The following is a 19,678-nucleotide window of genomic DNA, read 5'->3' on the forward strand; positions in this document are numbered from 1 at the left end:
TTATTAAAGTACCAAATCTTTATTTGCGACGCCAAAAGGAATATGTACCGATGGTAAAATAGAAGACGATTGTAAATGTAACTTTTGATCATCAAAAAATATGTGTGGCCGTAATATATTCAATACTTTTGACTTTTCCACCCCTCCCATAAAAAATGCCTCATTTACAGAAATACCCCAAGAGCGCATAGTATTTATGACTCGCTTGTGAGAAGGTGCATTTCTTGCTGTCACAATTGATACTTTAAGCATCGGCAAATAACTTGAATCCTCTTTTTTCTTGTCAGCCTCAAGTTTTTGTATGTCCGAAATACGCTGCAGAAAATTTTTCAGTGGACCAGGGTTATGTGGGACATCAACCAGCTCAGACTCGTGAGAGTGAAAATCAGCTAACTGCCCTGAACTTTTATAAACGCCCTCCGCCTCATCATCTGCAATAACGCCATCAAAGTCGAAAGCTATTCGAAGCTCTAGGTCTTCAGTATCATCTTTGATATCACCACTCAGAATTTGGCCTGCAGGGTATCCGGCAAGAACTGCTTGTCTAACATCTTGATAATTGGCTGATAAAAACAATTCGATATCAAACTCAGGAATATATATATAAGGTGACTTACCTTGTAGAAATACAGCTCTCGTAATACCTAGCCCATAATGTTCAATTGAGTTCATAACTCGGAGTCCAGTATCAGAATCATTTCGTGAAAGCAATATTACTTCTACCAACGGATCTTGTGGAAATAATGTATTTAGCTTAAGTAAGCGACGAATAAATGGAAATGCAACACCTCTACTCAATGGTTCATCTTGCATTTTCCTCTGATATTCTCTATAAGACTCTTCACCTTCTGTTCTGAATATATTATCTGACTCCTCAAGGTCAAACAACGCGCTAGAAGACAAGCCAACAACCAATCTTTTTGTTAAATCGTATGCCACGGTGCACCTTCCTTTTTATCAATAGTTAAAATCCATATTTAATACATTCACATTGCATTGACGCTTGATTTAAATCAAGTTATAGAACTGTAGGTTCGAATAGAGACGCGTATTCTGATATGAGTGATAAATTACGAACCAGACCATAAAAAAGCCGCCCATTGGGCGGCTTTTTATTAGAGATAACGGGCTAACAGGAATTACCAGCCGGTCACTTCGCGCAGGGCCTTACCGATATCGGCAAGCGACCGGACGGTTTTCACGCCAGCATCTTCCAGCGCGGCAAACTTCTCGGCGGCGGTACCCTTGCCACCGGAGATGATGGCGCCAGCGTGGCCCATCCGCTTGCCGGGAGGGGCAGTAACACCGGCGATATAAGAGACCACCGGCTTGGTGACGTGGGCCTTGATATAGGCGGCCGCGTCTTCTTCGGCGTTGCCGCCGATCTCGCCGATCATCACGATCGCTTCAGTCTGCGGGTCGTTCTGGAACATCTCCAGAATGTCGATAAAGTTGGAGCCCGGAATGGGGTCGCCACCGATACCGACGCAGGTGGACTGGCCAAAGCCCTCGTCAGTGGTCTGTTTGACCGCTTCGTAGGTCAGGGTGCCGGAGCGGGAGACGATGCCCACCTTGCCCGGCTTGTGAATGTGGCCCGGCATGATGCCGATCTTGCACTCACCCGGAGTGATCACACCCGGGCAGTTGGGGCCGATCATCCGCACGCCGGTCTCTTGCAGCTTCACTTTGACATCCAGCATATCCAGGGTCGGGATGCCTTCGGTGATGGTGACGATCAGCTTGATGCCCGCGTCGATCGCTTCCAGGATCGCGTCCTTGCAGAACGGTGCCGGAACATAGATGACGGAGGCAGTGGCGCCGGTCGCTTCGACCGCGTCACGAACGGTGTTGAACACCGGCAGGCCCAGATGGGTGGTGCCGCCCTTGCCCGGGGAGACGCCGCCGACCAGCTGGGTGCCGTAGGAAAGCGCCTGCTCGGAGTGGAAAGTACCCTGACCGCCGGTAAAGCCCTGGCAGATGACTCGGGTGTCCTTGTTGATCAGTACGCTCATCAGTTGGCCTCCGCTGCTTTGACGACTTGCTGCGCGGCATCGGTCAGACTCTTGGCCGCAATGATGTTGAGGCCGCTCTCGGCCAGCTTGATACCACCCAGCTCGGCGTTGTTGCCTTCCAGACGGACCACGACGGGCACCTTGACCCCCACTTCTTTGACCGCACCGATAATGCCTTCCGCGATCATGTCGCAGCGCACGATGCCGCCGAAGATGTTGACCAGCACCGCTTTGACGTTGCTGTCGGAGAGGATGATCTTGAACGCTTCGGTCACGCGCTCCTTGGTGGCGCCACCGCCAACGTCAAGGAAGTTGGCCGGTTTGCCGCCGTGCAGGTTGACGATGTCCATGGTGCCCATGGCCAGACCCGCGCCGTTGACCATGCAGCCGATGTTGCCATCGAGGGCCACATAGTTCAGCTCCCACTGGGCGGCGTGCGCTTCGCGGGGGTCATCCTGTGACGGGTCATGCATCTCGCGCAGCTTGGGCTGACGATAGAGGGCGTTGGCGTCGATGTTGATCTTGCCATCGAGGCAGTGCAGGTTGCCCTGCTTGGTGATCACCAGCGGGTTGATCTCCAGCAGTGCGAAATCGCAATCCAGGAACATCTGGCCCAGCCCCAAGAAGATCTTGGTGAACTGTTTGATCTGATCGCCGACCAGACCCAGTTTGAAGGCCAGTTCGCGGGCCTGGTAAGCCTGCGGACCCACCAGCGGATCGATGGCCGCTTTGTGGATCAGATGAGGGGTTTCGTGGGCAATCTTCTCGATATCCACGCCACCTTCGGTAGAGGCCATGAAGACCACGCGGCGTGAGCCACGATCCACCACGGCGCCCAGGTAGAGCTCTTTGGCGATGTCGGTGCAAGATTCCACCAGGATCTTGGTGACCGGCTGGCCGTTGGCGTCGGTCTGGTAGGTCACCAGATTTTTGCCAAGCCAGTTCTGGGCGAAGGCACGGATCTCATCCTTGCTCTTGGCCACTTTCACGCCGCCCGCTTTACCACGACCACCGGCGTGTACCTGGCATTTGACGACCCAGATATTGCCGCCAATCTTGTCAGCCGCTTCGGCCGCTTCTTGTGGGGTAGCGCAGGCATAACCTTCGGAGACCGGCAGGCCATACTCGGCAAACAGCTGTTTTGCCTGATATTCATGCAGATTCATAGATGCTCTATCCGTGTTGTAGGTATTTCCGTCCGGGGCTGGTGTTTCTCAATCCCCTGTGAATGGGGGCCTGGGCGGCCCCTCGTTATCTTTCAATCGCTCGGGTATTACAGTGCTTAAACGCCCGGCAACACACCGGCTCGAGGCGCAAACCCCTTGCCTGCGTGCTACAGGCTTAGACGTCCAGCAACAGACGGGTCGGGTCTTCCAGCAGCTCCTTGACGGAGACCAGGAAGCCTACCGATTCGCGTCCATCGATGATCCGGTGATCGTAGGAGAGTGCCAGGTACATCATCGGCAAGATCTCGACCTTGCCAGCAACGGCCATCGGGCGATCCTGGATCTTGTGCATCCCCAGAATGGCGCTCTGGGGCGGGTTGATGATCGGAGTGGACATCAGGGAGCCGAACACGCCACCGTTGGTGATGGTGAAGTTGCCGCCAGTCAGTTCATCCACGGTCAGCTTGCCGTCACGGCCCTTGCCCGCCAGATCCTTGATGGCCTTCTCGATGTCCGCCAGGCTCATGTTGTCGCAGTCGCGCAGCACCGGCGTCACCAGACCACGGGGGGTGGAGACGGCGATGCTGACGTCGAAGTAGTTGTGGTAAACCACGTCATCACCATCGAGCGCCGCGTTCACTTCCGGATAGCGCTTGAGGGATTCGACCACCGCCTTCACGTAGAAGGACATAAAGCCGAGCTTGATGCCGTGCTTCTTCTCGAAGATCTCGCCGTACTGCTTGCGCAGATCCATGATGGGCTTCATGTTGACCTCGTTGAAGGTGGTCAGCATGGCGGTGGTGTTTTTCGCTTCCAGCAGACGCTCGGCAATGCGCTTGCGCAGACGGGTCATCGGCACCCGCTTGTCAGTGCGACCACCCAGTGGGGCAACCTTGGCCACAGGCGCGGCAGCGACGACCGGTGCGGCAGCCGCAGGCTGGCTCTTGGCCTTGATGAAGGCTTCCACATCATCCTTGGTGATGCGACCGCCCTTGCCGGTGCCAGTCAGCTTGGCCACGTCGATGTCGTGCTCGCCAATCAGGCGGCGCACCGAGGGGCTCAGGCCATCGGCGCCATCATCGGCCACCGCGTCAGCCGGTTTTTCTTTGGTCTCTTCACCGGCCACCGGGGCGGCGGTGAGGATGGCAATCAGTTGACGGGACAACACGGTCGCCCCTTCCCCTTGCAGAATATCCCCCAGCACACCGGCTTGCGGTGCCGGTACTTCCAGCACCACCTTGTCGGTCTCGATGTCGACCAGCACTTCGTCACGGGCGACCAGATCGCCCGGTTTCTTGTGCCAGGTGGCGATAGTGGCATCGGCCACTGATTCCGGCAGATCCGGTACCTTGATTTCGATAGTCATCCAATCAGTTCCTTTTTACTTCTATGCCAGAGGCTTTACAGGGTAAGGGCATCTTCCACCAAGGCTTTTTGCTGCTTGGCGTGGACAGACATGTAACCGACGGCCGGTGAGGCTGACGCGGGGCGACCGGCATAACGCAGGGTGGCTCCGGCTGGCAGCACGCCATCGTAGTGGTGACGGGTGCAGTACCAGGCGCCCTGGTTCTGCGGCTCTTCCTGACACCAGACAAAATCGGTGACGTGGCTGTAGTTGGCCAGAATGGCGCGCACTTCCTCTTCCGGGAAGGGGTAGAGCTGCTCGATCCGCACCAGTGCCACATCGTGCTGCTCGGCCTTGCGACGGGCATCGAGCAGGTCGTAGTAGACCTTGCCGGAGCAGAACACCACGCGCTTGACCGCTTTCGGATCCAGCGCATCGATCTCGCCGATGGCGTTCTGGAAGGTGCCGTCAGCCAGCTCTTCGAGCTTGCTCACCGCCAGCGGGTGGCGCAGCAGGGATTTGGGCGTCATCACGATGAGCGGACGGCGCATCGGGCGCACCACCTGACGACGCAGCATATGGAACACCTGCGCCGGGGTAGAGGGCACGCACACCTGCATGTTGTGCTGGGCGCACATCTGCAGATAACGCTCCAGACGGGCGGAGGAGTGCTCCGGCCCCTGCCCCTCGTAACCGTGCGGCAGCAGCATGGTCAGGCCGCACATCCGGCCCCACTTCTGCTCACCGGAGGAGAGGAACTGATCCACCACCACCTGGGCACAGTTGGCGAAGTCGCCGAACTGGGCTTCCCAGATGGTGAGGCCAGCCGGCTCGGCGCTGGCGTAGCCATATTCAAAGGCCAGTACCGCGTTCTCGGTCAGCACCGAGTCGTACACCTCGAACGGCCCCTGCTCGTCGTGCAGGTTGCACAGCGGGGTATAAGTGCTGGCATCGGTCTGGCTGTGCAGCACGGCGTGGCGGTGGAAGAAGGTGCCACGGCCGGAGTCTTCACCGGTAAAGCGGATGCGGGAACCCTTGTCCACCAGGGTGGCGTAGGCCAGGGTCTCGGCAAAGCCCCAATCCACCAGCTTCTCGCCCGCGGCCATCAGCCGGCGGTCTTCGTAAATCTTCTCGACCTGACGCTGCAGCACATGGGTGGCCGGATACTGGCTTACCCGCTCGCCGAGGCTCTTGAGGTGATCCATCGGCACAGCACTCTCATAGGCCATGTTCCAGTCGTGGCCCAGATAAGGGGTCCAGTCGACGGAGTGCAGCTCCATCGGGCGCCACTCCTTGCTCACCCGCTCGCCGCGATCCAGCGCTTCGCGATACTCGTTGACCAGTTCGGTCGCCCGCTCCTGAGCAAGGCTACCCTCGGCCACCAGCTGATCGGCGTAGATCTTGCGCGGGGTCGGGTGCTGTTTGATCTTCTGGTACATCAGCGGCTGGGTCGCACTCGGCTCGTCCGCTTCGTTGTGGCCGTGACGACGGTAGCAGACCAGCTCGATCACCACGTCGCGTTTGAAGGTGTTGCGGTAATCCAGCGCAATCTGGGTCACCAGCACCACGGCTTCCGGATCATCCCCGTTGACGTGCAGCACCGGCGCCTGTACCGCCTTGGCGATGTCGGTGCAATATTCGGTGGAGCGCAGATCACGATGGTAAGAGGTGGTGAAACCGACCTGGTTGTTGATGACGATGCGCACCGTCCCGCCGACGCCATAGGCACGGGTCTGGGACATGTTGAAGGTCTCGGCCACCACGCCCTGACCGGACATGGCCGAGTCACCGTGAATGGTGATGGGCAGCACGCTGGAGCCATCCTTGTCACCGCGACGATCCATCCGGGCACGGACCGAGCCGATGACTACCGGGTTGACGATTTCGAGGTGAGAGGGGTTGAACGCCAGCGCCAGGTGGACGTTGCCACCCGGGGTCGCGAAATCGGAGGAGAAGCCCATGTGGTACTTCACATCACCGGTACCCCAGGATTCGCCATGCTTGCCGGCAAACTCGTCGAACAGGTCCTGCGCCCGTTTACCGAGCACGTTGATCAGCACGTTGAGGCGGCCGCGGTGGGCCATGCCGATGACTGCCTCTTTGCAGCCCTGCTCACCGGCGCGACGGATCAGCTCCTTGAGCATGGGGATCATGGCGTCGCCACCTTCCAGCGAGAAGCGCTTGGCTCCCGGGAACTTGGCGCCCAGATATTTCTCCAGCCCTTCGGCGGCGGTCAGGCTCTCGAGGAAACGGGTCTTCTCTTCGAGGGTGTAGCTTCCCTTCCCTTCAATGGATTCGAGACGCTGTTGCAGCCAGCGCTTCTCCTCCGTGGAGGTGAGGTGCATGTAGTCGGCACCTATGCTGCTGCAGTAGGTCTTTTTCAGCGAGGCGTAGAGATCGGAGAGCACCATGGTCTCGCGACCGATGGCGTAGGAGCCCACATTGAAGGTGGCCTCCATGTCTGCGCCCTGCAGGTTGTGGAACGCAGGATCCAGTTCGGCAACGGTTTCACGCTGCCACAGGCCCAGCGGGTCCAGATTGGCATTCTGGTGACCACGGAAACGGAAGGCGTTGATCAGCTGCAATACCCGCACCTGCTTGGCATCCACTTGCGGATCGGAGACGGGGGCACTGTAGCGAGAGGGATCCTTGGCCAGACGACGGAAATAATCGCGGACCTGGGAGTGAGGTTGTTCAACCGCATGGCCATTGACCTGGGGCAGCTCGCTAAACAGGCTGCGCCACTCGTCGGACACGGAGTCAGGATTTTCCAGGAAGGATTCGTACAAATCCTCGATATAGCTTGCATTCGCACCAGCCAGGTGAGATGACTCCAACCAGGCCTTCATCACGCCGTTATGCATTTCTATCCCTTGTACTTCTTGTTACTGCTGCGCAGCTTGTAGGGGTCAAATAGCCATCCTGCCACGGGTGGGATGGCTATCCAGAAGTCGGGCCAGCGCGGGGCCGGCCCTGATACTAAACAGCCCGATTGAGCAACATCGACTTGATCTGGCCAATCGCCTTGGTCGGGTTCAAGCCTTTCGGACAGACGTTCACGCAGTTCATGATGCCATGGCAGCGGAACACGCTGAATGCGTCGTCCAGATTCCCCAGTCGTTCGGTGGTCGCGGTGTCGCGGCTGTCAGCCAGCCAGCGGTAGGCGGCGAGCAGCCCGGCCGGACCGATGAACTTGTCGGGGTTCCACCAGAAGGAGGGGCACGAAGTGGAGCAGCAGGCACAGAGAATGCACTCGTACAGGCCGTCAAGCTTGGCGCGCTCTTCGGGGGATTGCAGGTGCTCACGCACCGGCGGCAACTTGTCATCGTTGATGAGGAAGGGTTTGACCTTCTCCCACTGGGTGTAGAACTGGGTCATGTCGATCACCAGATCGCGGATCACCGGCAGGCCAGGCAAGGGGCGGATAACGACGTTATTGCCCTTCTTCAGCAGATCGGAGAGCGGGGTGATACAGGCAAGACCGTTCTTGCCATTCATGTTGAGACCGTCTGATCCACAGACCCCTTCGCGGCAAGAGCGGCGGAAGGCGAGCGTGGGATCCAGCTCTTTCAACTGGATCAGTGCGTCGAGCACCATCATGTCGGAACCTTCAGGAATATCAAGACGATATTCCTTCATATGGGGGACGTTATCAACATCCGGATTGTATCTGTAGACAGAGAATGTGACGTTCATAGGGCTGGCTCCGCAATCAGTAAGTCCGGACCTTGGGCGGGAACGCCTCACGGGTCTTGGGTGACATGTTGACAGCGCGACGGGTCATGGACTCGGTGTCCGGGTGATAGAGGCTGTGACACAGCCAGCTCTCGTCGTCACGCTCCGGGAAGTCAAAGCGGCTGTGAGCACCGCGACTCTCGGTACGGAAGTTGGCGGCAACCGCCGTGGCAAACGCCGTCTCCATCAGGTTGTCCAGCTCCAGACACTCGATGCGCTGGGTGTTGAACTCTTTGGAGGTGTCGTCCAGACGGGCATGCTTGAGGCGCTCGCGGATGAGTTTCAGCTCGGCCAGCCCTTCTGCCATGGCATCCCCTTCGCGGAACACCGAGAAGTTGTTCTGCATGCAACGCTGCAGGTCTTTGCGGATCTGCACCGGGTCTTCGCCGTCACGGCAATTTTCCCAGCGGTTGAAGCGCGCCATGGCGGCATCGATATCGGATTCGGAGGCATCGCGACCGTGATCCATCTCGCCCAGGGTATTGACCAGATGCATGCCGGCAGCGCGGCCAAACACCACCAGATCCAGCAGCGAGTTGCCACCCAGACGGTTGGCACCGTGTACGGAGACGCAGGCAATTTCGCCCACCGCAAACAGGCCGACCACCGGCACGTCGTTGCCATCCTTGTCTTGCGCCAGACACTGGCCATTCACGTTGGTCGGCACGCCGCCCATCATGTAGTGACAGGTCGGGATGATCGGAATAGGCTCTTTGACCGGATCCACGTGGGCGAAGGTGCGAGAAAGTTCGCAGATACCCGGCAGACGGGATTCCAGCACCTCTTTGCCGAGGTGATCCAGCTTGAGCTTGATGTGCGGGCCCCAGGGACCGTCGCAGCCGCGACCTTCGCGGATCTCGATCATGATGGAGCGAGCCACCACGTCGCGACCGGCCAAGTCCTTGGCGTTGGGGGCGTAACGCTCCATGAAGCGCTCGCCATCTTTATTGAGCAGATAGCCGCCTTCACCGCGGCAGCCTTCGGTCACCAGCACCCCGGCACCGGCGATGCCGGTCGGGTGGAACTGCCAGAACTCCATGTCCTGCACCCCTACCCCGGCACGCAGCGCCATGCCGACACCGTCACCGGTGTTGATGTGGGCATTGGTGGTGGACTGGTAGATACGACCGGCACCGCCGGTGGCCAGCACGGTGGCCTTAGCCTTGAAGTAGACCACTTCGCCACTCTCCATATCGATGGCGGTACAGCCAACGATGTGACCGTCCTGGTTTTTCACCAGATCCAGCGCATACCACTCGGAGAAGACGGTGGTCTTGTTCTTGACGTTCTGTTGATAGAGGGTGTGCAGCAGGGCATGACCGGTACGGTCGGCCGCCGCTGCGGTACGAGCCGCCTGCTCGCCACCGAAATTCTTGGACTGACCACCAAACGGACGCTGGTAGACAGAACCGTTGTCGAAACGGGAGAAGGGCAGCCCCATGTTCTCAAGCTCATAGATGGCCTCGGGGCCGGTCTTGCACATGTACTCGATGGCTTCCTGATCACCGATGTAATCGGAGCCTTTTACCGTGTCATACATGTGCCACTGCCAGTTGTCGTCGTGGGCATTGCCCAGCGCAACCGTGATCCCGCCCTGGGCGGACACCGTGTGAGAACGGGTTGGAAAAACCTTGGACAACAGAGCGCAGCTCTTGCCGGACTGGGCAATCTGCAGCGCGGCGCGCATACCGGCACCACCGGCACCAATCACCACCGCATCAAATTCACGAGTTGGAATAGTCACCTTACACACCCCACAGCACGACGAAACCCGTCATCAGATAGACAAACAGCACCACGACCAGGGCAAATTGCAGCGCCCCGCGCAGCCCTACCGGCTTGATATAGTCAGTCAGCACCTGCCACAGACCAATCCAGGCGTGGATCAGTACGCAGAGCAGGGTCAACAGGGTGAATACCTTGGTGAAGGTTTTGGCGAAGAAGCCTGCCCACACCTCGTAGGTGATGTCGTTGAACGCGACAAAGCCCACCAGATAGAGGACATAACAGGTCATGATGAGGGCGGTGGCGCGGATCAGGATGTAATCGTGAACGCCGCTGCGCCCGAAGGTTGCAGAATTGGTTACCATACAAGCACTCCCGCCAATACAGCCAGGATCGCGGTGATCACGAAGGCCACGCGGGCGCTCTGATTACCGGATTCCAGCTCTTCCCAATAGCCCATATCCATGACCAGATGACGCAAGCCGCCCACAATGTGGTATGCCAGCGCAGTCAGGATCCCCCACAGCACGAGTTTGACCAGGAAGTTGTCCATGATGGCAACCACGGTTGTAAACCCTTCGGGAGAGGCGAGTGAAGTACCAAGCATCCACAGCAAGATGCCCAGTGCAACAAAGGTAATGACCCCTGAAACACGGTGCAGGATGGATGCAATGGCAGTGACAGGAAAGCTGATCGTCTGTAGGTCGAGGTTGACCGGTCTCTGTTTGTTTTTCACGCTTGCCCACTCAGCTCCATTGAGCACGTTAGTTATTGTTTTAACTCACACTTGAGGGCACGGAATGGTGATTGTTGGTTTTTTGTTACCAAAACACTCTGAAAAAGCCAAAACGCGAGTTTTCGGTTTCACATCAGGCTTTGCCAAAGCGTTTCAAACACCCGCAGCCATGACCCACGTGGCGCAGTATATCGGCGGCCTTAACCGAAGACAATCAATTAGCTACAAAGAAAACACAAAACCGCAAACTCGATCGCATATTTAATTTAACATTTCATTAATGCCATTAATGGGGTTTCAGCAAAATTGACATTGATAAGGAACTCTGTTTCAAATAAGGCGCTCCAGCCACCTCGGTATGGGTAACAACCTTTGCCAGCGTCATAAAAGTCGTAATAGAGTAGGACTGGAACCAAATTATAAAGAGCAAAGGAGACGTGCTATGGCTGATAAGATAGCCACCCTACACCTGCCCGGAAAAGATCCGGTCGAACTGCCGATCCTCTCCGGCACCATCGGCCCGGATGTCATCGATGTCAGAAAATTGGGATCACAGGGGTATTTCACCTTTGACCCCGGTTTCATGGCCACCGGTTCTTGCAAATCTGCCATTACCTACATTGACGGGGATCTGGGTGTCTTGCTGCACCGGGGTTACCCTATCGCCCAGCTTGCTACCCAGGCCACCTATCTGGAAGTCTGCTATATCCTGCTGTACGGCGAGGCGCCCACCAAGGCGCAATATGCCGAATTCGAACGTCTGGTCACCCGCCACACCATGGTGCACGAGCAGATAGCCTTCTTCTTCCGCGGCTTCCGTCGTGACTCCCACCCCATGGCCATCATGTGCGGTGTGGTCAGCGCCCTCTCCGCCTTCTATCACGATGCCCTCGACATCAACAACGAGCAGCATCGCGAGATCTGTGCCTTCCGTCTGCTCTCCAAGATGCCGACCCTGGCCGCCATGTGTTACAAGTACTCCATCGGCCAACCGTTCATGCAGCCGCGTAACGCCCTCTCCTATGCAGGCAACTTCCTGCACATGATGTTTGGCGTGCCGACCGAAGAGTACAAGGTCAACCCCATCGTTGAACGCGCCATGGATCGTATCTTCACCCTCCATGCAGATCACGAGCAGAACGCCTCCACCTCCACCGTGCGTCTGGCTGGCTCCTCCGGTGCCAACCCGTTCGCCTGTATCGCCGCCGGGATCGCCTCCCTGTGGGGACCGGCCCACGGTGGTGCCAACGAAGCCTGCCTGCGCATGCTGGAAGAGATCGGTTCGGTGGATCGCATCCCCGAGTACATCGCCAAGGCCAAGGACAAGAATGATCCGTTCCGCCTGATGGGCTTCGGTCACCGTGTCTACAAGAACCACGACCCCCGTGCCACCGTGATGCGCGAAACCTGCCACGAAGTACTGACCGAGCTGCAGATCAAGGATCCGCTGCTGGACGTCGCCATGGAGCTGGAGCGCATTGCGCTCTCCGACCCCTACTTCGTCGAGAAGAAACTCTACCCGAACGTGGACTTCTACTCCGGCATCATCATGAAGGCGATCGGCATCCCGATGAGCATGTTCACCGTGATCTTCGCCATCTCCCGCACCATCGGCTGGATTGCCCACTGGAACGAGTTCCACTCAGATCCTGACAGCAAGATCGGTCGTCCACGCCAGCTCTACGTGGGCCACCCGCTGCGCGAGTTCACTCCGCTCGAGCAGCGCTAACCACTGCGCTGATATGGTTTGTTACAAAGGCGGTCATTGACCGCCTTTTTGTTTGCCGCTCTAATGCCCCCTTTCGCGTTGAAGGAGTCCATCATGAAACCACTGTTTATCAGCGCCGCCTTGCTGCTGACCGCCTGCCAGAGCGCCCCCGCCCCGTCACAGGGGGAGACCCTCTATATCAACAGCCAGCTGGTCGATTGCGTCGGGGTCGGTCCGATGCAGTGCATGCAGGTTCGCAGCGATGAGCAGCAGCCCTGGACGCTGTTCTACCAGAATATTGAAGGCTTCCAGTTCGAGCCGGGCTACCGCTACCAGCTCAGCGTCAGCAAGGAGCAGCTCACCGATGTGCCGGCCGATGCGTCCTCTCTGCGCTATCAGCTGATCAAAGTGGTCTATAAAGTCGCCGCCCGTTAATCGCAGTCTCTCTTTCAGGAACGCATCCCCGCGCAGGGTGGCAACCCGCGCATCTCGTCTGTAAAAAACGGGAGGCCTTACGACCTCCCGTTTTTTCTAATTCACCCGCACCCAGTATCACACATCCGGGCATACGCTATTTTCCTGCGGCCGTTTGATCACGAATCCCCGCTCGATTCAGGCCTTGAATCCCAGCTTCTCGTAAAGCCGATGGGCAGCCTCGCGCCCCTCCCCCGATAGCAGCATCACCTTGTAGCACCTCTGCTCCCAGGCGAGGGCCAACGCCTTCTCCAACACCCGCTGACTCAAACCACGACGGCGAAACCGCTTGGCGGTGATCACGTGCTCTATGATGCCAAATGGCCGCCCCTCGTTGGTCAGCGTCGGAACGATCCCCAGCTGACAGGTCGCCGCCAGCTGACCATCCACCTCGGCAACAATAAGCCGAATGCGGGGATCGTTCAGCAGTGACTCAAGGGTCGCGATAGCCATGTCGGCTGCCAGCGGAGGATCATCGGGTCGCAGCTCCCCGTAGAGCACCAGCAACCCGGCCAAGTCAGTCACTCTGCACGTTCTGATCATCTCCATCCCTTCTCTCCATCCAGACCGACGATATCCACACGGTGTCAGCACAGACACGAACGAGGACATTCACGGCTATTCCCCGCTCGTTATATGGATCCTGCAACTCAACAGGAGCGATCAGCTCGGTGCCAGCACCATATGCAGCAGCGGATAGGGCTTGCCCTGACCATCCAGCGGCGAGCGACCCGTCACGGTGAATCCCATCGTCAGATAGAAGCCCACCGCCTGTTCGTTCTGCTCGTTGACGTCAACCAGCGTCGCACCGCACTGGCCGATGGCATGTTCCACCAGCTGGCGGCCGACGCCGTAGCCCCGCGCCTCGGGGGCCACAAACAGCATCTCCAGCTTGTCCTCGAGCACGCCGCTAAAACCCGCAATGAGCCCCTCTTCTGTGCGGGCACAGTGCAGTGTCACCGCATCGAAGTAGTGCTCCAGAATAAGGGGTCTGAGAGCCAGGATCTCGGCCTCTGGCAGGAAGTGGTGGGTTGCCTGCACCGAGGCCTCCCATAGCTCAATGAGGGTTTGATAATCTTCCTCGTTTGCGTGTGCAATCCGCATGGTTGTTTATCCACTTTTTAAAATGACTAACCTTCAGCGTTGTTCGCATTCGTTACCCATGACGAGGAGCGAACATGATTATGGCCATTCCAATCAGCGCAATGAACGAACCAACAAGATCCCACATACTCGGCCGAATACCATCCACTAACCAAAGCCAGAAGATGGCGACGAAGATATACACACCGCCATATGCCGCATAGACACGCCCTGCAGCGGTAGGATGCAACGATAGTAGCCAGGCAAACAGCATGAGACTCAATCCTGCGGGGATCAGTAACCAGATGCTGCGACCCTGAGTCAACCAGAGATATGGCAAATAACAGCCAAGGATCTCGAAAAAAGCCGTAATCAGAAACAAGGCTATCGTTTTTAACTCAAGCATGAGCGGCCTGTGCCCCCTGAAAAATGGGGAATACTAAAGCAAGCCACTGGATAACGTAAACCAAGCGCTCTATTTGACCGTCCATTCAAGCAAACCTTCAGCAACAAACCTGAGCAGTCTGCCCAGCTGGAGCAGGGCAGACTGTGGTTGATTAGCGTGCCAGCACCGCCTGCAGCAGCACCGACATATCAGCGCCAAAGTTGCGGCTGCGGATCGCTTCGCGGATATCCGCTTCGCTATAACGGCTGCCCGGGTAGACCACCACGCAGGAAGTGTCGCCCGGTTTGAGGAAGTGGGTCTCGCCAAACGGGGTATAGCGGGTGGCACCGATACTTATCAGCGCATGGGGAGGATGTCCCGCCTGCGCCAGCAGCCCTTGAATATGCTCCGCTGGTCCCTCGTCCTGCTGATGGTTGAACTTGTCGATGGCCCAGTCGAGCAGCTGACCGTGGAAGTAGCTGTAATCGATGGCTGCGCTGTCTACCCCGTAGGCGTGCAGCTCACCATCGCGCTCCAGATAGCAGGCGATGCGATAGTCATCAAGCTCGCAACCGGCGGCAAAACCGGAGAGCGGCAGCAAGTTAGCCGCCAACCCCTTGCTCTCTTCACCCCAGTTCTTCTTCTCGCTGATCTTCTTGGCGTTGGGACGACGGATAGAGCAGTCGTTATAGGCGCCAAAGGTACGGGGATGAATCGCCACCACCTGCTTGCCGGCATACTCCAGCTCGCACCAGAGCGCCACTTCCGGCTCGATCTGCACCTTCTCGTCACCGCTGACCGCCGCCTCCGGCAAGAAGATCGCCTTGTCGCTCAACGGGAACACCCCGAGCTGGCCCGGGTGACCCGGCACGAAGAAGGGGAACAGCGCCTTGGGCGCGGTGGTGTCGCGCACCACGACCGCCACGAAGTCCGACGCTTCGCCCGCCTGCTCCAGATGACCGGCGAAATTGCCCGCCACCCCGAGTCCGATAAACTTGCTCTCTGCTGTCACTTGCATCTTGCTCACCTGCATCTTGCCCACGCAAGGTAGCAGGCTCGTCGCCCACTACCGCTAAAGTGGCAAGATTAAACCACAAGGGCCCCGCCTTAGCCCAGTCCGGCCCTGCCGTGGTGTGCGCCAGTCCGCTTTTTTAGGGATGAGGCGGCTGTGGCGAGACAGTCCTTGCGCACTCTTTCTGCTAAGCGCTCACCGCGCTGGAAACAGTGCGTTTCCGGTCTCTCCCCTCTTTCCCCTTGGGACTCAACTTCATCTTTGTTAGGCTGCCTGCATGCAACACAGCGGCGCGCTTGAGTGCGCCCCGGCTCATCACGGCAACCCCATCGGAGAGAAAACGGATGATCGACAAACTCGCCTGGCTCACCTTTAAAGATCAGCAACTGCTCTGCGCCCGCTCCCACGGCAAGGCGATCTACTACATCCCCGGCGGCAAGCGGGAACCGGGCGAGAGCGATGAGGCGGCGCTGATCCGCGAGATTGAGGAGGAGCTGGCCGTCATCTTGCAGCCCGATACCCTGCGCTTTGCCTGCGAGTTCAGCGCCCAAGCAGATGGTAAGCCAGCTGGGGTCGAGGTGCGACTGCGCTGCTACACCGGCGACGCGAGCGGCCCCCCGGTCGCCTCGGCCGAAATTGCCGAGCTGCGCTGGCTCGACAGCAGTCACCTCGATGAACTCTCCCCCGTCTCCCGCCTGCTGTTTGCCTGGCTGGTTGAGCAGGGGCTTATTCGCTAATCTCATAACCGGGAGCGATACAAACAAAAGAGGTGAGCCAATGGCTCACCTCTTTGCATCACAAGTTGCACAACTCAGGGCAGTTGCACCGCTCGCGCCTGAACTTCCGGCAAAGCGAAGGCATCTTGCGCGGCGATGAGTTGCAGTTCGTAAGCCTGTTGGCGCCAGGTCTCTTGTAGCACCGCATCCACCGAGGCGTTGGTGCGCTCGAACGCGCTGACCGCATCGTGACCGGCCAGCAAATTCGCCAGCATCAGGGCGCTGATAAGATCGCCAACCCCTACCGGCTGGCGGGCAAAGTCATAAAGCGGACGGGCAATCAGGTAATCCCCTTGCGGGGTGGCCAGCAGCATCTCGAAGCGGCTGGAGTCCTGCGCAGCACGACCGAGATGCTTGACCAGCACCAGCTTGACGCCGCGGGCCAGCAGCTGATGGGCAGCCGCGCGGGTCTGATCCAGATCAGCCAGATGGGTATCGCAGAGGGTCTCCAGCTCCAGCAGGTTGGGGGCCATCATGTCGGCCACCGGCAACGCCTGCTCGGTCAGGAAACGGGTGACGCCGGGAGCGACGATACACCCCTTCTCCGGATGACCCATCACCGGATCGCAGAAGTAGATGGCATCGGGGTTGGCCGCCTTGACGGCGTTGACCACGGTCAGGATCTCGTCTCCCTGTTCGGCGGAGCCAAGGTAGCCGCTCAGCACGGCGTCACAGCCGCTCAACGCCTCGATATTGCCCAATCCTTTCACCAGCGCACTGATATGACCCGCCGGCATCGCCATCCCCTGCCACCCCTGAGCATATTGGGTGTGGTTGGAAAACTGCACCGTGTTGATGGGCCATACATCCATGCCGAGGCGACGCATGGGGAAGACGGCCGCGCTGTTGCCGGCACAACCAAAGACCACGTGGGACTGAATAGAGAGAACGGATTTCATCGGGAATACCACAGCAAAGGATCAGCAAGGTGGGCAATATATCGGATGAAGATAACGATGCGCCACCTTGGCGCGGGATGAACAGGCAATTTCCTGACTAAAGACAGGTTTTTTGCGCCATTTGGCCCGCATCGACAGGATGAGCGGCGCCATGATGCGCCGCGTCCCCGTCATCACATGCCGTTGTGCTCAACGCCATGACGGGCAAAGTGATAGACCCATCCCTCATCACACGGCATGTCACTGGGTGGCGAAATCAGCTCTGGCAATACCGTCACCTTGCCACCAGCGGCATATTGCAGCGCCATCAGGGCGCAGAGCGCCGCATCATAGCGATCGGTGCCGATCAGCACATTCTCGGGCAGCAAGGCCGCCAGCTCGGGTCTGGCAGGGGATGCCTTGCCGCCCATTTTGGCCAATGCCGGATAGACCTCCAGCACGGCATGACTGGCCTTCGGGGCAACGGTCGGCACCAGTTGCAGATCCGAGAGTCGCGGCAGCATGGAGAGCGCCAAGGTGGCGTTGTTGCCAAGCCGGTCGAAGGTGGCCGACAGCGGCTTCTTGCCGTACTGCTGATACAACCAGCGCTCGCAGTCACGATAGGCGTAGGGGTTGTCTATCTCCCGCTCGGGAGCGGCACAGCTATGTGGCTGGCCGTTGAGCAGATCCCGCAAGGCGCGGGGAAAAGCGAGCGGCGCATCGATACCGAGCGCCAGTTGCGGGCAGGCTTCTACCTGCACCTGGGTCAGCTCATTTTGCAGGGCGGGACGCAGCAGAGCGGCCAGATCCGGCGCCACCCGCGAGCTCAGACGAAACAGCGGCGACACCCCGAGCCAGTGCAGGCGGTTGGATTCGGCCTGCCAGCCCACCACGGCCACCGCCTGGGCACTGCCCTGCCAACCACGCACATCCCAGCCGATCCCGATTGCACTCATCTGCCCTGCAGTCATCAATTACCTCTGTTCGCCTGTCACAAGTTGCAAGAGGCACAGGGTAATCAGCAGAGGCCCCTAACGCAAAGCGAACCGCCCACTCAGAACGATTTCTGGAAGTTCACCAGTGGCAAAATGGGGAAAACACCGTTGGCGGCATAGTTGGCCAGCCCGATCTGCAAGCCATCGAGGTGCTTGGTCGCATTGATAAAGCCAATCTGGAAGGTGGTACGCTCGGCATAGTTGACGAAGCCGACGTTGGCCAGCGCATTGCCCTTGGCGATATTGACCGCCCCCCAGTTAAGCCCCTGTACATTGTTGGTCAGGTTGACCAGCCCCAGATTGACGCCGGTATCCTGCCCTTCGTGCCAGTTGATGGCGTTGATAGCGACCCCGCCAAACTGGTGACGCACCCGACCAGCACCGAGGAAAATCCCGAGCTGCAGACCGCTGAACTGATCCACATCGGAGAGGGCGAAGATCGGCAGATCAATGCCCTTCACCTGACCGGTCCGACCGTAGAGCAGCGAGGCGCGCGCCCCTTCCACCTGATGGGACGCGGGCAAATTGACCCCGGGCAGCGAGACCTGCACCGGAGTACTGGCCTGCGCGACACCGCACAGAGTCAGGGCGCTGCATGCCAGCAGCAGGCGGGAGAGTGTCATGGAAAGTTCCTTGGGCCATTGAGAGTGGCCCGATCCTAACAGTCAGGGGCTAATGTGGGCACACCAGCCGGGACGAGGTGCGTCACGATACGTCACGGGTGGCCCTCTCACCTCTCCATCAGGTCTTGCGAAAGCGTCACCTTAAGGACAATCGGCCACTTTTTCGCAGCGAGTGGCCCCTCTTCCTTTCTTTGCCTGAGCGAACTGCCTAAAATAGTCGCCCTGCTGTATCCGGCATTCATCCATCTAGAGGATTTCCCATGGAGACGTTTCTGCTCGAAGGTCACCCCTTCGTTGCCTTGTGTGACCTTATCAAACATCAGGGGTGGGCCGATTGTGGCGGCGCCGCCAAAGCCCTCGTTGCCGAAGGGCTGGTCGAGGTGGACGGTCAGGTCGAGACTCGCAAGCGCTGCAAGATCGTGGCCGAACAGGTGGTCAACTTCAACGGCATGAAGGTCGTGGTGAAAGAGGGCGTCAGCCCGGAGATTGGCTAATCCCGTCTTGGGGAGCCACTCTCCGGCAACCCGCTAGCTGGCCTTGATCGACAGGGTCAGCACAAAACGCGCCATCGCCTCATCCCCGTTCAATGACGGACAGGTGGCCACCACCTGGATGGGGCGATTGATGCGCTGACCGCTTGCCAACGATTCGTCGATCATGGCGTCAATCTCCTCCCCCGCTGCGCAGTCGAACTGCACATCCCCCTCCGGGCGTTTCAAAAACTCCCCCTGCACATCCTTGAAGGCGAAGTGCACCTTCTTGCGCCGCTGCCGCCCCTTCTCCATCACCAGCAGACCGCCTACCAGATCGGCGCCGGTCGCCAGCGCGCCAAAATACATGCTGCCCAGATGGTTGCGGGTACGCCAGCCAAGGGGAATGCGAATGCGCAGCGCCTTGGCATTCATCTCTTCGATGATCGGGGCACAAAACCCGATGACGGGAATGTAGCGCCAGGCAAACAGCCGGAGCGCCAGATTGGCTTTGAAGCGTTGCAAATCCATATGCGAACTGATCCGATGAGTTAA

22 protein-coding genes are annotated in these 19,678 nt (G+C 58.5%); 5 read left to right on the forward strand and 17 right to left on the reverse strand.

Features of this window, described 5'->3' with window-relative positions:
• Window positions 1-3: 3 nt before the first annotated feature.
• The 9 genes from OKC40_RS03795 to sdhC form a co-directional block, all read right to left on the reverse strand.
• Entirely contained in the window at window positions 4-939 is a 936-nt protein-coding gene (locus OKC40_RS03795) for a 5'-nucleotidase (RefSeq protein ID WP_270794145.1), read from the reverse strand.
• A gap of 200 nt (window positions 940-1,139) precedes the next feature.
• Window positions 1,140-2,012 (reverse strand): succinate--CoA ligase subunit alpha, encoded by an 873-nt coding sequence (gene sucD, locus OKC40_RS03800; protein WP_005333542.1) that lies wholly within the window; start codon window positions 2,010-2,012, stop codon window positions 1,140-1,142.
• Complete coding sequence (sucC, locus tag OKC40_RS03805; protein WP_042059430.1) at window positions 2,012-3,178, reverse strand: ADP-forming succinate--CoA ligase subunit beta; 1,167 nt, start codon at window positions 3,176-3,178, stop codon at window positions 2,012-2,014. Before sucC ends, sucD begins: the two co-directional genes overlap by 1 nt.
• 175 nt (window positions 3,179-3,353) lie before the next feature.
• Window positions 3,354-4,544, reverse strand: coding sequence for a 2-oxoglutarate dehydrogenase complex dihydrolipoyllysine-residue succinyltransferase (gene odhB / locus OKC40_RS03810; RefSeq protein WP_270693919.1), 1,191 nt, complete (start codon window positions 4,542-4,544; stop codon window positions 3,354-3,356).
• Between the two features lie 35 nt (window positions 4,545-4,579).
• Window positions 4,580-7,387, reverse strand: a complete 2,808-nt coding sequence (gene sucA, locus OKC40_RS03815; protein ID WP_270693918.1) for a 2-oxoglutarate dehydrogenase E1 component — start codon at window positions 7,385-7,387, stop codon at window positions 4,580-4,582.
• 115 nt (window positions 7,388-7,502) lie between these two features.
• Window positions 7,503-8,219 (reverse strand): succinate dehydrogenase iron-sulfur subunit, encoded by a 717-nt coding sequence (locus OKC40_RS03820; protein ID WP_005333549.1) that lies wholly within the window; start codon window positions 8,217-8,219, stop codon window positions 7,503-7,505.
• Window positions 8,220-8,235: 16 nt separating this feature from the next.
• The gene (sdhA, locus tag OKC40_RS03825; RefSeq protein ID WP_042059423.1) at window positions 8,236-10,002 is read right to left on the reverse strand and encodes a succinate dehydrogenase flavoprotein subunit; all 1,767 of its coding nucleotides are present in this window, start codon (window positions 10,000-10,002) and stop codon (window positions 8,236-8,238) included.
• A 1-nt stretch (window position 10,003) separates the two neighbouring features.
• Window positions 10,004-10,348: a succinate dehydrogenase, hydrophobic membrane anchor protein gene (sdhD, locus tag OKC40_RS03830; RefSeq protein WP_005333558.1), complete on the reverse strand. Its 345-nt coding sequence runs from the start codon at window positions 10,346-10,348 to the stop codon at window positions 10,004-10,006.
• Window positions 10,342-10,719: a succinate dehydrogenase cytochrome b556 subunit gene (gene sdhC / locus OKC40_RS03835; RefSeq protein WP_182937602.1), complete on the reverse strand. Its 378-nt coding sequence runs from the start codon at window positions 10,717-10,719 to the stop codon at window positions 10,342-10,344. The genes sdhD and sdhC overlap by 7 nt, the downstream gene beginning before the upstream one ends.
• Before the next feature lie 64 nt (window positions 10,720-10,783).
• Here sdhC and OKC40_RS03840 point away from each other — a divergent pair, with 64 nt between their 5' ends.
• The 3 genes from OKC40_RS03840 (at window position 10,784) to OKC40_RS03850 (ending at window position 12,862) form a co-directional block, all read left to right on the forward strand.
• Window positions 10,784-10,984 carry a hypothetical protein gene (locus OKC40_RS03840; RefSeq protein ID WP_124929313.1) on the forward strand — a complete coding sequence of 67 codons (201 nt, stop codon included), beginning with the start codon at window positions 10,784-10,786 and terminating at the stop codon, window positions 10,982-10,984.
• A gap of 177 nt (window positions 10,985-11,161) precedes the next feature.
• A complete protein-coding gene (locus tag OKC40_RS03845) occupies window positions 11,162-12,448 on the forward strand; it encodes a citrate synthase (protein WP_042059419.1) in 1,287 nt (428 codons plus the stop codon).
• Window positions 12,449-12,541: 93 nt separating this feature from the next.
• Entirely contained in the window at window positions 12,542-12,862 is a 321-nt protein-coding gene (locus OKC40_RS03850) for a DUF4377 domain-containing protein (protein WP_182937603.1), read from the forward strand.
• Between the two features lie 177 nt (window positions 12,863-13,039).
• Here OKC40_RS03850 and OKC40_RS03855 read toward each other — a convergent pair whose 3' ends face one another.
• The 4 genes from OKC40_RS03855 to OKC40_RS03870 form a co-directional block, all read right to left on the reverse strand.
• Window positions 13,040-13,450: a GNAT family N-acetyltransferase gene (locus tag OKC40_RS03855; protein ID WP_182937604.1), complete on the reverse strand. Its 411-nt coding sequence runs from the start codon at window positions 13,448-13,450 to the stop codon at window positions 13,040-13,042.
• Between the two features lie 114 nt (window positions 13,451-13,564).
• The gene (locus OKC40_RS03860) at window positions 13,565-14,005 is read right to left on the reverse strand and encodes an acetyltransferase (RefSeq protein ID WP_270794148.1); all 441 of its coding nucleotides are present in this window, start codon (window positions 14,003-14,005) and stop codon (window positions 13,565-13,567) included.
• A gap of 52 nt (window positions 14,006-14,057) precedes the next feature.
• The gene (locus OKC40_RS03865) at window positions 14,058-14,390 is read right to left on the reverse strand and encodes a YnfA family protein (RefSeq protein WP_042063251.1); all 333 of its coding nucleotides are present in this window, start codon (window positions 14,388-14,390) and stop codon (window positions 14,058-14,060) included.
• Between the two features lie 151 nt (window positions 14,391-14,541).
• The gene (locus OKC40_RS03870) at window positions 14,542-15,387 is read right to left on the reverse strand and encodes a DUF5718 family protein (protein WP_182937606.1); all 846 of its coding nucleotides are present in this window, start codon (window positions 15,385-15,387) and stop codon (window positions 14,542-14,544) included.
• A gap of 338 nt (window positions 15,388-15,725) precedes the next feature.
• On the opposite strand from OKC40_RS03870, the gene OKC40_RS03875 reads away from it, so the two are divergent.
• Window positions 15,726-16,118, forward strand: coding sequence for an NUDIX hydrolase (locus OKC40_RS03875; protein WP_182937607.1), 393 nt, complete (start codon window positions 15,726-15,728; stop codon window positions 16,116-16,118).
• Between the two features lie 74 nt (window positions 16,119-16,192).
• On the opposite strand, the gene pdxY is transcribed toward OKC40_RS03875, so the two are convergent.
• The 3 genes from pdxY to OKC40_RS03890 all read right to left on the reverse strand — a co-directional run bounded on the left by pdxY (window position 16,193) and on the right by OKC40_RS03890 (window position 18,653).
• Complete coding sequence (gene pdxY / locus OKC40_RS03880) at window positions 16,193-17,056, reverse strand: pyridoxal kinase PdxY (RefSeq protein WP_042657930.1); 864 nt, start codon at window positions 17,054-17,056, stop codon at window positions 16,193-16,195.
• A gap of 173 nt (window positions 17,057-17,229) precedes the next feature.
• Window positions 17,230-18,006, reverse strand: a complete 777-nt coding sequence (locus OKC40_RS03885; RefSeq protein ID WP_270794150.1) for a DUF429 domain-containing protein — start codon at window positions 18,004-18,006, stop codon at window positions 17,230-17,232.
• 83 nt (window positions 18,007-18,089) lie between these two features.
• Window positions 18,090-18,653, reverse strand: a complete 564-nt coding sequence (locus OKC40_RS03890) for a VC2662 family protein (RefSeq protein ID WP_005333596.1) — start codon at window positions 18,651-18,653, stop codon at window positions 18,090-18,092.
• Between the two features lie 260 nt (window positions 18,654-18,913).
• On the opposite strand from OKC40_RS03890, the gene ybcJ reads away from it, so the two are divergent.
• Window positions 18,914-19,147, forward strand: a complete 234-nt coding sequence (ybcJ, locus tag OKC40_RS03895) for a ribosome-associated protein YbcJ (RefSeq protein WP_005361116.1) — start codon at window positions 18,914-18,916, stop codon at window positions 19,145-19,147.
• A 33-nt stretch (window positions 19,148-19,180) separates the two neighbouring features.
• Here ybcJ and OKC40_RS03900 read toward each other — a convergent pair whose 3' ends face one another.
• Complete coding sequence (locus tag OKC40_RS03900) at window positions 19,181-19,654, reverse strand: DUF4442 domain-containing protein (RefSeq protein ID WP_019446113.1); 474 nt, start codon at window positions 19,652-19,654, stop codon at window positions 19,181-19,183.
• Window positions 19,655-19,678: the final 24 nt, after the last annotated feature.

Origin of the sequence: Aeromonas sp. QDB11, from assembly GCF_027705265.1 — a bacterium.
Taxonomy (GTDB): domain Bacteria; phylum Pseudomonadota; class Gammaproteobacteria; order Enterobacterales; family Aeromonadaceae; genus Aeromonas; species Aeromonas allosaccharophila.

Excerpts from the sequence above, each read along its gene's own strand:
- sucD (WP_005333542.1), bottom strand. The coding sequence starts at position 2,012 with ATGAGCGTACTGATCAACAAGGACACCCGAGTCATCTGCCAGGGCTTT.
- sucC (WP_042059430.1), bottom strand. The coding sequence starts at position 3,178 with ATGAATCTGCATGAATATCAGGCAAAACAGCTGTTTGCCGAGTATGGC.
- odhB (WP_270693919.1), bottom strand. The coding sequence starts at position 4,544 with ATGACTATCGAAATCAAGGTACCGGATCTGCCGGAATCAGTGGCCGAT.
- sucA (WP_270693918.1), bottom strand. The coding sequence starts at position 7,387 with ATGCATAACGGCGTGATGAAGGCCTGGTTGGAGTCATCTCACCTGGCT.
- OKC40_RS03820 (WP_005333549.1), bottom strand. The coding sequence starts at position 8,219 with ATGAACGTCACATTCTCTGTCTACAGATACAATCCGGATGTTGATAAC.
- sdhD (WP_005333558.1), bottom strand. The coding sequence starts at position 10,348 with ATGGTAACCAATTCTGCAACCTTCGGGCGCAGCGGCGTTCACGATTAC.
- OKC40_RS03840 (WP_124929313.1), top strand. The coding sequence starts at position 10,784 with ATGGTGATTGTTGGTTTTTTGTTACCAAAACACTCTGAAAAAGCCAAA.
- OKC40_RS03845 (WP_042059419.1), top strand. The coding sequence starts at position 11,162 with ATGGCTGATAAGATAGCCACCCTACACCTGCCCGGAAAAGATCCGGTC.
- OKC40_RS03850 (WP_182937603.1), top strand. The coding sequence starts at position 12,542 with ATGAAACCACTGTTTATCAGCGCCGCCTTGCTGCTGACCGCCTGCCAG.
- OKC40_RS03855 (WP_182937604.1), bottom strand. The coding sequence starts at position 13,450 with ATGGAGATGATCAGAACGTGCAGAGTGACTGACTTGGCCGGGTTGCTG.
- OKC40_RS03860 (WP_270794148.1), bottom strand. The coding sequence starts at position 14,005 with ATGCGGATTGCACACGCAAACGAGGAAGATTATCAAACCCTCATTGAG.
- OKC40_RS03865 (WP_042063251.1), bottom strand. The coding sequence starts at position 14,390 with ATGCTTGAGTTAAAAACGATAGCCTTGTTTCTGATTACGGCTTTTTTC.
- OKC40_RS03870 (WP_182937606.1), bottom strand. The coding sequence starts at position 15,387 with ATGCAAGTGACAGCAGAGAGCAAGTTTATCGGACTCGGGGTGGCGGGC.
- OKC40_RS03875 (WP_182937607.1), top strand. The coding sequence starts at position 15,726 with ATGATCGACAAACTCGCCTGGCTCACCTTTAAAGATCAGCAACTGCTC.
- pdxY (WP_042657930.1), bottom strand. The coding sequence starts at position 17,056 with ATGAAATCCGTTCTCTCTATTCAGTCCCACGTGGTCTTTGGTTGTGCC.
- OKC40_RS03885 (WP_270794150.1), bottom strand. The coding sequence starts at position 18,006 with ATGACTGCAGGGCAGATGAGTGCAATCGGGATCGGCTGGGATGTGCGT.
- OKC40_RS03890 (WP_005333596.1), bottom strand. The coding sequence starts at position 18,653 with ATGACACTCTCCCGCCTGCTGCTGGCATGCAGCGCCCTGACTCTGTGC.
- ybcJ (WP_005361116.1), top strand. The coding sequence starts at position 18,914 with ATGGAGACGTTTCTGCTCGAAGGTCACCCCTTCGTTGCCTTGTGTGAC.
- OKC40_RS03900 (WP_019446113.1), bottom strand. The coding sequence starts at position 19,654 with ATGGATTTGCAACGCTTCAAAGCCAATCTGGCGCTCCGGCTGTTTGCC.